We start from the raw sequence: 15,307 nt of genomic DNA, 5'->3' as shown, positions 1-15,307 counted from the left end.
GTTCGGGGAGCGGGTCACCCTGCCGGGGTCCGGCGCTGCGCCGCCGCGGCGGCCTGGCCGACCCCCTGCCTGATGCGGCTCTCCACCCGCGCGACCGCGCCCGTGCCGGCCGCCATGCTGGCCCCGGTGACCTGGGCCTGGCCCGTGACGAAGATGCCGTTGTTCAGGATGGTCGTCTGGCGGTCGCGCAGGTCGCTCACGTCGACGTTGTGCTCCTCCAGGAAGTCGGCGACGGCGTCCATGATGCGCTGCTCGGCGGCCTTGACGTACATCTCCTTGTCGAGCTGCTGGAAGTAGCGGTGGTAGAGGTGGTCGGTGGCGTGCTCGCGGGGGTTGTAGGCCGCGCCGTAGTTGAAGGTGTGGCCACGGATGGCCTTGATGCTCGCCTTCTGCTGCCGCCTGCGCCTTCTCGGCTCCGAGAGCGCGGCGAGGGTGTTGGGCAGGGCCAGCACCAGCCCCGCGGCGGTGCGCCGCAGCGCCGACAGCGCGATGCGGGCCATCCGCTCCGAGGGCGCGCAGTTGACCAGCCGGTCGACGTCGCGGTAGGCCTCCCGCAGCGGCGGCAGCAGCGAGTAGCCGGCCTCGGTGAACATCATGCCCTTCTCGGCGAGCAGCACGAACCGCAGGAAGATCGAGATCACCACCTCGCCCTCCCAGCCGGTCACGCTCACCGTGAGGTAGGGGCGGGCCCGCGTGCGCGGGTTGTCGCGCAGCTGGTGGATGAACCGCTCGCTCACCGTCGGCACCGGCGGCAGGAGGGCGTCGGGCAGCACGGCGGCCTGGAGCTCGGGGTCGGTCTCGTAACGCAGGTCGAGGCCGTTGACGAAGAGCTTGTCGCCGACGGTGAGACCGGGCAGGCCGAGGGCGGCGATCTCGGCGGCCACCCGGTCGTAGAGCTCGCCGACCGCGAAGGGCACGACCGTCTCGCCGGGCCGGGCCTTGGCGACGTTCATGGTGAACGACCAGTTGTTGATCCTGCTGCCGTAGCCGACGAAAGGGGAGTAGTCGGCGAACACCGTGACGTTCCCGGCGCCGCGGTCGGCGATGTCCACCAGATGGTCGCGCAGCGCGGGCGAGCTGGGCAGCGGCGCCTCGGCCGGGTCGAAGGAGTCGCGGGTCAGCCTGGTCAGGATGACCGACTCGTGGGCGTCGTAGAGCTCGGCGAAGACGACGAGCCAGGCCAGGAAGATCGGGAGCAGGACGAGCGGGCTGGACAGCAGGGCCAGGGTGGCCACGGCGAGCACGGCCAGCACGGCGTCGCGCACATGCTGGCGTCTTCGGGCCATCAGGCCGTACTTGAGCATCGTGGCCAGGTCGACGCCGGGGGACTGGGCGACGGCGCGGAAGCGGTCATGAAGAATCGAGCGAATGGTGGAATTACGCACTTTCGCGTCGAGCATCATGGCGATGCAGAGATATCGGGTGACTTCCGTCGCGGCCGGGCGATCGCCCTGGAAATGGCGGCCACAATTCGCGCAGACCTGGGAATCGGCGAGGTTGGGGCTGTCGCAGTGACCGCAGTTCATCGGCTCGTCCTCTGGTCGGGGAATCCGTGGAGCCTGACGTTACCCCGACTTTAACGAGCGTGTATCGCGCGCCGCCATGCGAGGAGAATGCGCCTTGACGACATCATTTATTAAATACCGATAAATGAACCGCGGTGGCAGGGGCCCGTCACACGCTTCTCATGGGTGCCAACCTTTCGCCACGCCCACAGCGTCTGGAGGGCATCGAGACTAAGGAGAGACGTTGGATCGCGACACCGCCTTCCGGGCGTTCGTTGATGCTCACCAACGCCCGTTGACGCGCCTGGCCTACCTGCTCACCGGAGAGGTCCACCTCGCGGAGGACCTCCTCCAGAGCGTGTTCGTCCGGATGATCGGGCGGTGGTCGAGGTTACGCCACGTCGGCAACCTTGACGCCTACGCGCGCAAGACGATGGTGAACCAGTACATCTCGTGGCGACGTCGCCGCAGCTCGCACGAGGTGCCGAGCGCCGAGCCGCCCGACCGCGCGTACGTGAGCGATGACTCCGCCGTGCTGCGGATCGTGCTGCGCCAGGCGCTCATGCGGCTGACGCCCAAGCAGCGCGCCGTGCTCGTCCTGCGCTTCTACGAGGACCGGACCGAGCGCGAGGTCGCCGACCTGCTGGGTTGCTCGGTCGGCACCGTCAAGAGCCAGGCGCACCACGCGCTGGCCCGCCTGCGGACGCTGGCCCCCGAGCTGGGGCCCAGACTGCCCGTCCTGGACGACCCGGCCCACAGTGAGGGGGCACGCCGATGACCTGGCTCGGAGATCAGCTCGGCCGCATCGCGGAGGACATGCCGGAGCGCGACCTGGCGACCAGGGCGTTCGAAGCCCATCACCGCAGGCGGCGCAACGTCATGGCCCTGGCCGCCGCCGTGGTGGTGGTCGTCGTCGTGCTCGCCGCCACCGTCGGCGTGCGGGCGCTGCCCGGCGAGCCGCGCGCCGCCGTGCGCCCGGCCCAGCCGCCCGAGCGGTCCGTCGTCGAGGTCGGCGTGGTGGCGAGTGTGGAGTCGGCGCCGGTGTTCGTCGCGCTGGGCCAGGGCTATTTCAGGGAGGAGGGGCTGACGGTCGTCCCGCAGATCGTCTCCGGGGCCGCCGCGGCGGCCCCGGAGCTCGACCTGGGCAGGCTGGACCTGGCGCAGACCGACTACGCCTCGCTCTTCAAGATGAACGAGGGCGGCAAGTCCTTGCGGATCGTCTCCGGCCTGCACCGGGCCGCGCCCGGGAGCTTCGCGATCGCCGTGCACCCCAGGTCGAGGACCCGGACCGTGGCCGACCTCAGGAGGAAGAAGATCGCGGTCCCGAACCTCAAGGGGCTCGGGCCATTGGCGCTGGAGGCCGCGCTGAAGCGGGCCGGGCTCACGTTCCGGGACGTCCTGCTGGTCGAGAAGCCCTACCCCGAGATGCTCCTCGCCATGGACAAGGGGCAGGTCGACGCCGCGCTGCTGGTGGAGCCGTACGTCACTGTCGGCCGTGAGACCGGGCGCGCGCGGATCGTGGAGGACCCGATGACCCGCGGGTTCGCGAACCTGTACACCGCCGGCATGTCGGCCACCGACCGGTGGATCAGGGAGAACCCCCGCACGCTGGCGGCCTTCCGGCGCGCGCTGACCAAGGCGCAACAGCTGATCGCGACCGACCCCCGGCAGGTACGCGACGCGCTGACCAGCTACACGAAGATCACCGGGGCGGCGGCGGCACAAGCCGAGATCGGCTCCTTCCCCGCCGAACTGGACCTCGCGGAGCTGCAGCGGATCGCCGACCTGGCGCGCGCCCACCGGTTCATCGCCCGCCCGGCGGACCTCGGGACGGCCGTCGCGAAGGGCGGCTGAGCTCAGATCTCCTTGAGGAAGACGATCGCGTCCGCCTGGTGGACGGTGGCGGGGTCGAGGGACAGGTAGGTGTGGTCCGCCGGGACGCGGGGCGCCGGCGTGCCGCCGAGCGCCCCGGCCAGGCGGCGGGGGTCCACGACGACGCGGTCCTCGGGCAGGGCCGACAGGATGCCTTCGAGGGTGCCGGGCGCGGGCACGTCGGCGCCCCGCGAGCCGAACCCGGCGGCGGCGAAGGCGTACCGGTCGCCGAGATCGGCGGCGAGGACGGCGCCCGCGCTCCACCATCGCAGCGGCTCGCCCGCGAACCACAGCCGGCTCTCGTCGCGCTGCAGGTGGCGGTTGTGGGCGAAGACGAGGGTCGGGCCCCGGCGCTCCTCGCGCCGGACGATCGCGTCGAGGTTGCCGGCCATCATCGTGTCGCGCAGGCTCATGAGCGCGCCGAGGCGGGCGGGCGAGGGGTCGGCCATGGCGGCGTGGTAGCGCAGCAGCCCGGAGGCGGTGCGGACGTACAGGCCGGCCCGCCAACGGTCGCCCTCGGACGTGACGGCCGCCAGACGGGGGGCGTGCGCGGTCAGCAGCACGCCCAGGTCGTCGGCGATCAGGCGGAGTTCCTTGACCTCCGGCGTGCCGCCGATCGACCGGGAGGGGTCGGTGAGGGCGGCCGGATCGGTCCAGCGTTCGTCGGGGCCGAGCAGCGCGTCGAGGGCGTCGCGGGTCAGGGGCAGGTCGAGGTGGGGGGCCAGGTGGTCGTACAGGGCGGTCAGGGCAGGGCGTGGGGCGGCCGGGCCGGTGATCTCGACCGGGGCGTCGAAGCCGTCGAAGCGCAGCCGGTCGCGCGGCGCGGACCGCTCGTTGCGGGCCCGCATCCAGCGCAGGAGCTCGCGGTTGGCGGGCGAGGCGCCGAATCCGTGGCTGAAGCCGCGGCTCATCGCCTCGTCGAGGGTGACGTCGCCGCCGGTGACGTACGCGTCGGCGGTCAGGCCGGCCAGGCAGTCGCTCTCGATGGCGATCGACCGGTAGCCCTCGTGCTCCACGAGGTGACGGAAGAGCTCGTTGCGCAGTTCCAGGAAGGCTTCGACGCCATGCGTGGGCTCGCCCAGGCCCAGCACGCGGACGCCGGGGGGCAGCAGCGCGGCGAGGGCGCCGCCGGTGAACGCCTGGGCGGCGTCCCGGATCGAGGTCGTCATGCCTTCAACCGTATCGTTGAACTTCTAGTGTAGACTTCTGGCCGATCTCCCCAGCGGGCAGGAGGGCATACCTTCAACATGCGGCCCATCGACCTGGCGCGCGAGCACGGCCTGTCCACGCAGGCGGTGCGCAACTACGAGGACGCGGAGATCCTGCCGCCGTCCAAGCGCTCCCCGCGCGGCTACCGCGTCTACACCCCGCGCCACGCGGCGGCGCTGCGGACGTTCCTGGCGTTGATCCCCGCCCACGGGCACGCGACCGCGACGGCGATCATGCGGGCCGTCAACGGCGGCGGCGTCGAGGAGGCGCTGCGCCTGATCGACGACGGCCACGCCCAGCTCGCCGAGGATCGCGGCACGCTGGAGGCCGTCGAACGCGCGCTGCGCGACCTGGCGCCGCCGCGCGAGCCGGAGCCGGGCGTGACGTTCATCGGCCCGCTGGCCCGCCGGCTGCGCATCAAGCCGGCGACGTTGCGCAAGTGGGAGCGGGCCGGGCTGACCGTGCCCCGGCGCGACCCGCGTACCGGCTACCGGGTCTACACCGCCGCCGACGTCCGCGACGTGCTGCTGGCCCACCAGTTGCGGCGCGGCGGCTACGGGCTGGAGCAGATCCGGCAGGTGCTGGAGCAGGTGCGCGCGGCGGGCGGCATGGAACCCCTGCAGGCGACGCTGCGCGACTGGCACGACCGGCTCACGGCCAGGGGCCTGGCCATGCTCACCGCCGCCGGCGCGCTGGACGCCTACCTGCGCGAGGGGAACTTTGCGACCGGAGAGGGCATCTAACACGCCGTGGAAGCGTCGAACGCCGGAGAACCGCAGCGTATAGGGCAATACTGGCTGGCCGGACGGCTCGGGTCCGGGGGCCAGGGGGTGGTGTACGACGCCTACGACCCCGAAGGCCGCCGGGTCGCGCTCAAAGTCCTGCACATGGCCGACAGCCCGGTGAGCCGTGAGCGGTTCGCCAAGGAGGCGGCCGCCGCCGGGCGGGTGGCGTCGTTCTGCACGGCGCGGGTGCTCGACTGCGACCTGTCGGGCAGCAGGCCGTACATCGTCAGCGAGTACGTGCCGGGCCCCAGCCTGCGCCGGGCGGTCGAGCAGGGACGCCGGTTCGCCGGGGACGACCTGCACCGGCTGGCCACGGCGATCGCCACCGCCCTGACCGCCGTGCACGACGCGGGCGTGATCCACCGGGACCTGAAGCCGGACAACGTGCTGCTGGGCACCGACGGCCCGCGGGTGATCGACTTCGGGGTCGCGCGCACCCTGGACATGTCGCTGACCAGGACCGGCGAGGTGGCCGGCACGCCCACGTACATGGCGCCCGAGGTGTTCACCGGGCAGCGGGCGGGCGCGCCCGCCGACGTGTTCGCCTGGGGCGCGATCATCGTGTTCGCCGCCACGGGCGAGGACCCGTTCCGCGCCGACAACCTCGGCGGGGTCATGCACCGGGTGTTGTCGAGCCAGCCCGACCTGAGCGGGCTGCCGCCCCGGCTGGCCTCGCTGGTGTCGGCCGCGCTGGAGAAGGACCCGGCGGCCCGTCCCACCGCCCGCGACCTGCTGCTCGCCCTGGTCAGCGGCAACAGCGCCGACACCCGCGGGCTGCTGACGGCGGGCAGCCGCGCCGCCAGGGGCGTGCACGTGCCCGAGCAGGGCGACCCGGCGCTCGGCACGATCGCCGAGGACGCCTACGGCGCGCTCGCGCCCGAGGAGCGCGAGCTGGCCGCCGAGGTGTTCCTGCGCCTGGTGACGGTCACCGAGGACGGGCACGAGGCCGTGCGCTGGGCGTTGAAGGAGGACCTGCTGGCCGGGCGCTCCGAGGGGGAGACGCGCGCGATCGAGCACATCCTCCAGGTGTTCTCCTACCTGGTGACGCAGAAGAACGAGGCGGTGGCGCTGTCGCGTCCCGCGCTGCTGCGCGCCTGGCCGCGGCTGCGCGTCTGGGTGGACGGCGACCGCGACGGGCTCGCCGTGCTCGGCCAGCTCAGCGACGCCGCCCGCCAGTGGGCCGGCAACGGCCGCAAGGACGGCGACCTGCTCCAGGGCAGCCGCCTCGACCAGGCGCTGACCTGGGCCGCCACCGGCCGCAGGCACATCACGCTGACCCCGCTCGAACGTGACTTCCTGGCCGCGGGCACCGGCCTGGCCAGACGGCGCGTGCGCCGCCGGCGGCTGACCACGGCCGCGCTGGCCGGGCTGCTGGTGGTGGCGCTGGCCGCGGGCGGCCTCGCCGTGCTGCGCGGCAGGCAGGTGACCGAGCAGAGCAGCCTGGCGGGCCGGCAGCGCGACCAGGCGGTCGGGCGGCAGGCCGCCGCCGAGGCCGACCGGCTGCGGACGAGCGACCCGGTCACGGCGATGCTGCTCAGCGTGGCGGGCTGGCGGCTGGCCCCCACTCCCGGCACCCGGCGGAGCCTGACGACCTCGCTGACGATGCCGGAGAGCGCCGTCTTCCGCGACCCCGGCGGCAAGGGCGTCTCGGCGTCGGCGTCGGCGGCCGGCGGGCGCGTCCGGGCCATCGCCGGCGAGGACGGCGTGCGGGTCTACGACGTGCCCTCCGGACGGCAGACCGCGTTCTGGCGGTGGCCGCGCGGCCTGGACGCGCTGCCGTCGGCGGCGGCGCTCAGCCCGAGCGGGCGCACGCTGGTGGTGGTCAGCAGGGACACGGCCTACGCCTGGGACGCCAGGACGGGCGCCAAGCTGCGCGAGCACCGCGTCGGCGAGGGCAGCTCCGGCGTGCAGGTCGCCTTCGACGGCAACGAGAACCTGGCCGCGGTGATGCGCGACAGCACCCTGGACTTCCTGTGGGACACCAGGACCGGCGCTTCCTACACCCCGGAGCTGGAGGCGGGCGTCGCTCCGGCGATCGCGCCCTCCGGCGCCTACATCGCGGGCGTCGGGCCCAACCAGGGCGGCCTCAAGGTGATCCGCCTGCCCGGCCTCACCGTGGACACCCGCCTGCCCAAGGCGTGCGGGCCGGTGGTGGCGTTCACGCCGGACAGCAGGCGGCTGCTGTGCGCCAACGGCGACATCGCGGCCTTCGACCTGGCCACCGCCAGGAAGGTGCCCGACGCCGACCGGCCCTTCTGGCAGGAGTCGGCCCTGGACGACACGCTGGCCGGACGGCTGCGACTGAGCTCCGACGGCCGCCGGATGCTGGCCGTCGAGGGCCGCACCCTGCACCTGCTCGACGCCGACGACGGCGACGAGGTCGCCCTCTACCAGGCCGAGGGCGAGCCCGAGGACGTCTGGCTGGAGGCCGACGGCCACACCGTCCGCTACGTGCTCGACAACTCGACCGTCACCGCCGACCTGACCTCCCGCCTCCCCTCCACCCGCCTGCCGCAGGGCTACGAGCTGGACGCCTTCAGCCAGGACGGCCGCCTGGCCGCCGCCACCAAGGACTCGGGGCCGGTCCGGGTGTGGGACGGCGGCCGCCTCGGCGTCCCGATGGCCGGCAGCGCGGGCGTCACCGGGCAGCTGTTCGACCCGGCGGGCGCCCGGCTGTCCGCCGAGGGCGCGGACTCCTCGGCCGGCCTCTGGGACGTCGCCACCGGCCGCCGGTTGTGGCGCCACGCCGTGCCGCGCACGCAGTTCGTGCTGTCGAAGACGTTCACCCCCGACGGCCGCCGCCTGGTGCTGTCGCTCAAGGAGCTCAGCCAGCGGGACGCCCGCAACGAGCTGGTCGTCCTCGACGCCGGCACCGGCCGGACGCTCGCCCGCCACCCCCTGGCCACGGCCACCGAGACCATCGTGTCCACCCGCGACGGCACGGGCGTGGTGACCGCCACCGGCAAGGTCTACGACCTGCGCACCGGCAAGGCCGTCGGCCCCGGCTTCAACCGGTCGGGCCTGGCGATCGCGCTCAGCCCCACGGCGCAGGTGCTCGCCCTCGGCTCGGCCACGGTCGAGCTGTGGGACGTCGCCGGCGGCCGCGAACTGCCGCCCGCGCTGCGCGTGGCCGCCCGGGCGCAGGTCGAGACCGTGCTGTTCAGCCACGACGGCTCGCTGCTCGCGCTGATCGGCAGGTCCATCGGGGAGACGTTCGACGACGTCTACACCGTCCAGGTCTGGGACGTCGGCTCGCGGGAGCGGATCGGCTCCTTCCCCATCGGCATCCTCGACCGGCTGGCCTTCAGCCCCGACGACCAGACCCTGTACGTCTCGGGCAACACCTCCGGGACGATCATCCGGATCCCGGTGGGCGCCGAGTCCGTGGCCCGCCTGGTGTGCGAGCGCGCGGGCCGCACGATGAGCCCGCAGGAGTGGCGGCGGCACCTGAAGGACGTGCCCTACCGGGACGTCTGCCCGGGCGCGCGGCGCGGACGGTCGTGACGCGCGCCGGTCGTCAGATCGCGGGCAGGCCCCGGTCGCCGTTCAGCACGCCGCCGCGCAGGCCGTCCAGGGCCTTGACGCGCGGCGGCACGCGCAGCGTCAGCATGGCGACGTCGTCGTCGTTGTCCTCGGGCCGGACGCGTGCCAGCAGCATGTCGCCGAGCGCGTTCAGCGGCCGGTGGGTGTGGGAGGCGGCGTACCGGCTCAGGCGGGCCAGCCCCTCGTCCAGGGAATGCCTCGGGGACTCGATCAGCCCGTCGGTGTAGAGCACGAGGGTGGACCCCGGCGGCAGCTCCACGACGGCGTCGGCGCGCTCCCCGCGGATGCCGGTGCCCAGCAGCAGGCCCTGGCCCTCCTCCAGGAAACGGGTACGGCCGTCGCGCTCGACCAGCAGCGGCGGCGGATGGCCCGCGTTGCTCCAGCGCAGCAGCCAGCGGCCGTCGTCGGTGTGCTCCAGCCGGGCCAGGACGACGGTGGCCATGGTGGCCTGCGCCATGCGCACCACCGCGCGGTCGAGCCGGTCGAGGATGGCGCTGGGCAGGTCCTGCTCGGCGCCTGCGTAGGCGCGCAGCATGTTGCAGACCTGGGCCATCCCGGCGGCGGCCTCCAGGTCGTGGCCGACCACGTCGCCGATCACCAGGGCGGTGGCGCCGTCGGGCATGGTGAAGGCGTCGTACCAGTCGCCGCCGACCTGCGAGGCGCGGGGGGCGGGCACGTAGAGGGCGCTCATCTCCAGGCCGGGCACCGACGGCAGGCGCGGCAGCAGGTGGCGCTGCATGGTCTCGGCGACCCGGCGCTGCCGCTCGTACAGGCGGGCGTTGTCCAGGGCGAGCCCGGCGCGCCGGGCGATGTCCTCCACCAGCAGCAGGTCGGCGGTGGTGAACGCGCCGGGCCGCTCGGCGCGGCCGAGCGTCAGCGCCCCGACCACCTCGCGCACGCCGCGGATGGGCGCGATGCCCGCCGAGTGCATGCCGGTCCTGCGGAACAGCTCCTGCTGGAAGACCGCGATGCCGGAGTCGGGCGCGCCCTGGTAGGTCTCCGGCCCGGCCAGCGTCGCGGTGACCCCGCGCAACGCCCGCGACAGCGGCATCGGCGACTCCTCGGGGACCGCGGGCATCGGCCCCTCCAGGTCCTCGTGGTGCACCAGGACGCCGTCCTCGTGGTGGACGACGGCGGCGCGGGTCACGCCGCCGTGCTCGGTGAGCAGGTCCACCACCACCCAGTCCGCCAGCAGCGGCACCACCAGGCGGACGAGCTGGCGCAGCGTCTCGTCCACGTCGAGGCTGGCGGTGAGCGTCGTGGTGGTCTCGGCCAGCAGGGCCAGCCGGTCAAGCTCGGACATCGACGTCTCGTGCGCCGGCTCGGGGATCTGCGCGCCGGGCTCGTCGGCGTCGTGGAAGAGCACCAGCGCCCCGGTCCTGCCGTCGGCCAGCAGGCAGGGTGTGACCAGCCAGGAGGCCGGCAGCAGGGAGCCGTCGCCGCACGCCAGCCATTCGCGCTCGCCCTGGGAGGTGCCGCCGGTGATGAGCGGGCGTCGCATCGCGCACCGGCTGCGCGGCAGCGTCTCACCGCGCGGGCCGCGGTGGAGCAGGTCGTGGGCGTCCGCGCCGAGCAGTTCGGCGGCGGGACGGCGGAGCAGCGCCTCGGTGCGCGGGGCGACCTCGACGATCCGGCCCCCGTCGTCCACGACGTACCCGCCCGCGTGGGTCAGGTCGCGCAGCCCGCGGGGACGTCCGTCCTGCGGCCGGTGCGGCCCGGCGTCGTGCTCGGGCACGTTCATGGTGTCGGCTCCTCTCGTCCCCACCTCCTACCCGCCGGCCCGTCCGTCACCAGGGCGCCCGCGGTCCTGACAGTATGGACGAGCTTATGGGGATGTGTTCAGCCGCCGAGGATCCGGGTGCGGTCGCCGGCCCCGTCGGAGAGGAACGACGCCAGGGCACCTCCCTCCTCGCCGACGGCGGCGCGCTCGGCCGGGGACAGGCCGCGCAGCGGCGTGACGAGCACGGTGCCGTCCTCGACGGTCCAGGTGGCCGCGACCCGGCCGTCCACCAGGACCGTCCGGGCGCCGGCGACCGACAGGCCGCGGTGTTCGCGGTCGATGATGCGGTCGCGGTCGTCGTAGCCGAGTATCGCGTTGTCGAACGCCGGAAGGAACCGCACGGGGGCGGGCGTGCCGGGGTCGGGGCGCGGCGCGCCGGGCAGGTCCAGCAGTTCGCGGCCGCGTTCGTCCCGGAAGGCGACCAGCTCGTCGCGTACCGCCGCCACGGCCTTGGGCAGGCCCGCCAGGCCGGACCAGGCGCGCAGGTCGGCCGTGGCGGCGGGGCCGTACGCCGCCAGGTAACGCCGTACGAGAGCCTGTCCCACGGGATCGGAGCCGTCGGCGGACGGCGGGTCCACCTCCCGCCCCAGCCAGGACGACAACGGCAGGTTGCGCACGCCCGCCCGCGTCCGCCACAGCCCGCGCGGCGGGAGCTGCGCCATCGGGACCAGCGCGGCGACCAGCATCTCGCCCAGCGCCCGCGGCCCCGGCCCGGGCCAGCGATCGGCCACCGCCCGCGCGAGCTGCGACATCGAGCGCGGCTCGCCGTCGGCCAGCACCGCCCGTCCGGCCGCCGCGAGCTCGTCGAGGTCCACCCCGGCCAGCTCGCGGCGGTAGACGCCGAGCACCCGCTGGCGCAGCATCGCGTCGTGCCTGGATCGCCAGGTCAGGACGTCGGCGGCGGTGACCAGGTGGACGGTGCGCCGCATCAGGTGGGTCCGGACCACGTCCCGGCCGGTCAGCAGGTCCGACAGCGCGGCCGGGTCGAAGGCGCGCAGCCGTGACCAGAGCCCGGTGAAGGGCTCCTGCGGCTCCTGCGCCTGCAGGCCGCACAGATGCCCGACGGCGTCGAGGACCGGCAGGCCGGCGCGGTCGAGCAGCAACTGGCGGGCGAGCGTGGCGCGGTTGAGCGCCCTGGTGCTCAGAACGGTCATCTCTTCTTCCCGTGTTCAGGGCGCTCTTTTTGCCGCGCTCAGGACGCGCCGTGCTCGACGATCCAGGTCACCCCGAAGCGGTCGCGCACCATGCCGTGCAGCGGCACCCACTGCGCGGGCCCGAGTGGCCGCACGACGGTCGCGCCCGCGCCCAGCCCCTCCCAGTACGCGGTGGCCTCCTCGGCCGTGTCCGCGCCGAGCGAGACGAAGAACGCGTTCTCGCCCTGGTCCCAGGGCAGGTGGGCGGGCACGTCGTAGGCCATCAGGCGGAAGCCGCCGGGCGCGGCCACCTGGCCCCACATCACCCGGCCGGCGTCGGCGGGGTCCTGGACGTTCCCGGCGTCCGTGTAGGTCACGGTGGTGACGTCCCCGCCGAACACCGACCGGTAGAACGCGAGCGCAGCGGCGGCCTCGCCCCGGAAGTTCAGATGGATCACGACATTTACAGACATGGCAGGCTCCTCGCCGGTTCGGCTCATGGTCGCCGGGAGCCGTCCGGCCCCCGGTTGCGATGCCCATGCTGGCGGAGGAAGCGGTCAGGTTGTGGCCTCTTCTTGCGGCACCATGGAAACATGCAGAAGACCTCGGCACGCCTGCTGGCCCTGCTCTCGCTGCTCCAGATGCGCCGCGACTGGCCGGGGGCGCTGCTCGCCGAACGGCTGGAGGTCAGCCCGCGCACCGTGCGCCGCGACGTCGACCGTCTGCGCGACCTCGGCTACCCCATCGCGGCGATCAAGGGCCCCGACGGCGGCTACCGGCTCGACGCGGGCAGCGAGCTGCCGCCGTTGCTGTTCGACGACGAGCAGGCCGTCGCGCTGGCCATCGCGCTCCAGATCGCCGCCACCGCCGGGGCGGGCATCGAGGAGGCCGCGGCACGGGCGCTCACCACCGTGCGGCAGGTCATGCCCGCACGGCTGCGCCACCGGATCGACACCCTCCAGGTGACCGCCGTCGAACGGGCGGGCGCACGGCCCGAGCCGCAGGTCGCGGGTGGGGTGCTCGTCGCACTCAGCGCCGCCGTCCATGCCCGTGAGGTGTTGCGCTTCGACTACCCGCCGGAGGCGGACGACGGCGGCGCGCTGCCACCGCCCCGTCGGGTGGAGCCGCACCACCTCGTCACCTGGGGCGGCCGCTGGTATCTCGTCGCGTGGGACCTCGACCGCGCGGACTGGCGCACCTTCCGCGCCGACCGCATCCGGCCGCGCACGCCCACCGGGCCGCGCTTCACCCCGCGCGAGCTGCCCGGCGGCGGGGTGGCCGCCTTCGTCACCGCGCGCTTCCGCGGCTCGGACGCGGCGGGCGACTGGCCCTGCCGCGGCGAGGTGATCCTCGCGCTGCCCGCGGCGGTCGTGTCCCGTTACGTCCGGGACGGGCTCGTCGAGGAGGCGGGGCCGGACCGCTGCCGGATCGTCATGGGCTCGTGGTCGTGGCTGGGGCTGGCGGCCGCGCTCGGCAGGTTCGACGCCGACATCGAGGTCGTCGGCCCCGCCGAGCTCAAGGACGCCTTCGCCCAGCTCGCCCGCCGCTACACCGCCGCCGCCTCCTCCTGACCCCCGGCTCACTTCTCCGGGAGGCGGGCGACGTCGGAGACCGGGCCGAGATGGGCGAGCTTGTCCGGGTTGACCACCGAGTGGATCGCCTGGATCACGCCGTCGGCGACGTCCAGCTCGACCACGCCCGCCACGCGTCCCTCGGCGTCGTACATGACCGCGCCGGGGCGGCCGTTGACCCAGGCCGTCCGTACCGTGACGCCGAGCGCGCGGACCCGGCGCAGCCCCGCGATCAGCATCTTGACGACGCGGGGCGCCCCGGCCGCCGGTCTGGCCATCGCCTGGGCCTTGCCGCCGCCGTCCCCGTGCAGGACCACGTCGGGCGCGAGCATGCCGAGCAGCGCGTCCAGGTCGCCGCCGTCGGCCGCGTCGAAGAACCTGCGGGCCAGCTCCTCGCCCGCCGCCCGCCGCACCCGGGTCGGCGCGTTGTCGCGGGACCGCCGTCCGGCGGCGACGCGCTGCCTGGCGCGGGCGAGGATCTGCCGGCAGTTCACCTCGGTCTTGCCGGTGATCCGCGCGACGTCCTGGTAGCCGTACCCGAACACCTCGCGCAGCATGAGCACCGCCCGTTCCACCGGCGACAGGGACTCCAGCAGCACGAGGAACGCCATCGACAACGAGTCGGCCAGCTCGGCGTGCTCGGCCGGCCCCGGCTCGCCGGGGTGCGCCACGACCGGCTCGGGCAACCATTCGCCCACGTACGTCTCCCGTCGCACCCGCGCCGAGCGCAGGTGGTCGATGCCCAGCCGCGTCACCGCGGTCGTCAGGTACGCCTTCGGCTCGGTGATCACGGTGCCCGCGTTGCGCGCCCTGGTCAGGCCGAGGAACGCGTCCTGCACGATGTCCTCGGCGTCGCCCACGGAACCGGTCATCCCGTAGGCGATGGAGAACAGCAGCGGCCGGTATCCGGTCACGTCCGGCTCCTCCGCCAGGGGGGCGGTCGCGTCGGCTCCTGTACCGCGGCTCATCTGCTCGGCCTTCCCGTCCGGAGGTGCTTGCGTACGACGCCCAGCAGGGTAGCCGTGCGGCTGGACCTCCTCGTGACCAGGGAGGCCGGTCCGGTGGCGCACCGAGGTCACCACGCGATCGGGCCGAGGCGGTCGACGAAGACGCCGGTCGGGCCGTCGGGGCCCAGGGTCGCGAGCCGGACGATCGAGTCCGTGCCCTCGGTGACCGTCAGCAGGCCGGTGTGACGGTTCATGTCGGTGGCGGCGAACTTGTGGTTGGCGGTCTCGCCGGGGGTGGCGACGTTGAACTTGATGTGCGGGAGCGCGTGGGCGTACCGGACGGTGATCATGTTCAGGGCCGCCTTGGAGGAGCTGTAGGCGAGCTCGTGCATCTTCGAGACCGGCTGGTCCGGATCGGTGACGACGGCGAAGGAGCCGCCGCCGCTGGACACCATCACCACCCGCGGGTGCTCGGCGGCCTGGAGCAGCGGCAGGAAGGCGTGGGTGACCCTGACCGGGCCGTAGACGTTGGTGTCGTAGACCGCGTGGATCTCCGCGGCGGTGGCGTCCGCGGGCGGGACGGCGTTCCCCGGCGCGCCGGCGTTGTTGACCAGCACGTCCAGGTGGTCGGTGTGCTCGCGGACGAGCCGCGCGGCCTCGTTCACGGACGCGTCGGAGGTCACGTCCAGGGGGATCATGATCACGTCGATGCCGTCCTCGGCCAGCCGGGCGGCGGCGGCCTGCCCGCGGGCCTCGTCGCGGGAGCCGAGGAAGATCGTCCAGCCGAGTGCGCCGAGGCGGCGGGCGGCTTCGAGACCGAGCCCCTTGTTGGCGCCGGTGATCAGTGCGGTGGTGCGTTCCGTGTTCGTCATGCGCTCTAAGACGGAACCCCCTCCGTGGCTGTGACAGTTTGTGAGCGACGTCACAACGGGCCGTTCCGAGCTGGGGTAGAGCCTGGCATT

12 protein-coding genes are annotated in these 15,307 nt (G+C 73.9%); 5 read left to right on the top strand and 7 right to left on the bottom strand.

The window, feature by feature from the left end:
* Nucleotides 1-14: 14 nt before the first annotated feature.
* Entirely contained in the window at nucleotides 15-1,385 is a 1,371-nt protein-coding gene (locus tag ACIBK9_RS10805; RefSeq protein WP_397157005.1) for a hypothetical protein, read from the bottom strand.
* Nucleotides 1,386-1,749: 364 nt separating this feature from the next.
* Here ACIBK9_RS10805 and ACIBK9_RS10800 point away from each other — a divergent pair, with 364 nt between their 5' ends.
* On the top strand, nucleotides 1,750-2,283 hold the full coding sequence (locus ACIBK9_RS10800; protein WP_397157003.1) for a SigE family RNA polymerase sigma factor: 534 nt from the start codon (nucleotides 1,750-1,752) through the stop codon (nucleotides 2,281-2,283).
* Nucleotides 2,280-3,359, top strand: coding sequence for an ABC transporter substrate-binding protein (locus ACIBK9_RS10795; RefSeq protein WP_397157001.1), 1,080 nt, complete (start codon nucleotides 2,280-2,282; stop codon nucleotides 3,357-3,359). Before ACIBK9_RS10800 ends, ACIBK9_RS10795 begins: the two co-directional genes overlap by 4 nt.
* Nucleotides 3,360-3,361: 2 nt before the next feature.
* On the opposite strand, the gene ACIBK9_RS10790 is transcribed toward ACIBK9_RS10795, so the two are convergent.
* Complete coding sequence (locus ACIBK9_RS10790; protein WP_397156999.1) at nucleotides 3,362-4,546, bottom strand: erythromycin esterase family protein; 1,185 nt, start codon at nucleotides 4,544-4,546, stop codon at nucleotides 3,362-3,364.
* A gap of 78 nt (nucleotides 4,547-4,624) precedes the next feature.
* Here ACIBK9_RS10790 and ACIBK9_RS10785 point away from each other — a divergent pair, with 78 nt between their 5' ends.
* Nucleotides 4,625-5,329: a TioE family transcriptional regulator gene (locus tag ACIBK9_RS10785; protein ID WP_397156997.1), complete on the top strand. Its 705-nt coding sequence runs from the start codon at nucleotides 4,625-4,627 to the stop codon at nucleotides 5,327-5,329.
* 6 nt (nucleotides 5,330-5,335) lie between these two features.
* Nucleotides 5,336-8,875 (top strand): WD40 repeat domain-containing serine/threonine protein kinase, encoded by a 3,540-nt coding sequence (locus ACIBK9_RS10780; protein ID WP_397156995.1) that lies wholly within the window; start codon nucleotides 5,336-5,338, stop codon nucleotides 8,873-8,875.
* A 13-nt stretch (nucleotides 8,876-8,888) separates the two neighbouring features.
* Here ACIBK9_RS10780 and ACIBK9_RS10775 read toward each other — a convergent pair whose 3' ends face one another.
* The 3 genes from ACIBK9_RS10775 to ACIBK9_RS10765 all read right to left on the bottom strand — a co-directional run bounded on the left by ACIBK9_RS10775 (nucleotide 8,889) and on the right by ACIBK9_RS10765 (nucleotide 12,300).
* Nucleotides 8,889-10,655: a SpoIIE family protein phosphatase gene (locus ACIBK9_RS10775; protein WP_397156994.1), complete on the bottom strand. Its 1,767-nt coding sequence runs from the start codon at nucleotides 10,653-10,655 to the stop codon at nucleotides 8,889-8,891.
* Between the two features lie 98 nt (nucleotides 10,656-10,753).
* Nucleotides 10,754-11,848 (bottom strand): winged helix DNA-binding domain-containing protein, encoded by a 1,095-nt coding sequence (locus tag ACIBK9_RS10770; protein WP_397156992.1) that lies wholly within the window; start codon nucleotides 11,846-11,848, stop codon nucleotides 10,754-10,756.
* Between the two features lie 38 nt (nucleotides 11,849-11,886).
* Nucleotides 11,887-12,300 carry a VOC family protein gene (locus ACIBK9_RS10765; RefSeq protein WP_397156991.1) on the bottom strand — a complete coding sequence of 138 codons (414 nt, stop codon included), beginning with the start codon at nucleotides 12,298-12,300 and terminating at the stop codon, nucleotides 11,887-11,889.
* A 120-nt stretch (nucleotides 12,301-12,420) separates the two neighbouring features.
* Here ACIBK9_RS10765 and ACIBK9_RS10760 point away from each other — a divergent pair, with 120 nt between their 5' ends.
* On the top strand, nucleotides 12,421-13,398 hold the full coding sequence (locus ACIBK9_RS10760; RefSeq protein ID WP_397156989.1) for a helix-turn-helix transcriptional regulator: 978 nt from the start codon (nucleotides 12,421-12,423) through the stop codon (nucleotides 13,396-13,398).
* 8 nt (nucleotides 13,399-13,406) lie between these two features.
* Here ACIBK9_RS10760 and ACIBK9_RS10755 read toward each other — a convergent pair whose 3' ends face one another.
* Nucleotides 13,407-14,312, bottom strand: coding sequence for an RNA polymerase sigma-70 factor (locus ACIBK9_RS10755; RefSeq protein ID WP_397156988.1), 906 nt, complete (start codon nucleotides 14,310-14,312; stop codon nucleotides 13,407-13,409).
* 161 nt (nucleotides 14,313-14,473) lie between these two features.
* Nucleotides 14,474-15,217 carry an SDR family NAD(P)-dependent oxidoreductase gene (locus ACIBK9_RS10750; protein WP_397156986.1) on the bottom strand — a complete coding sequence of 248 codons (744 nt, stop codon included), beginning with the start codon at nucleotides 15,215-15,217 and terminating at the stop codon, nucleotides 14,474-14,476.
* Nucleotides 15,218-15,307 lie beyond the last annotated feature (90 nt).

The sequence above is a fragment of the Nonomuraea sp. NPDC050227 genome (assembly GCF_044459705.1).
In the GTDB taxonomy this organism is placed as follows: Bacteria; Actinomycetota; Actinomycetes; order Streptosporangiales; family Streptosporangiaceae; genus Nonomuraea.
The sequence above is the reverse complement of the archived record's forward strand: the minus strand, read 5'-3'. Positions and strand labels throughout refer to the sequence as shown.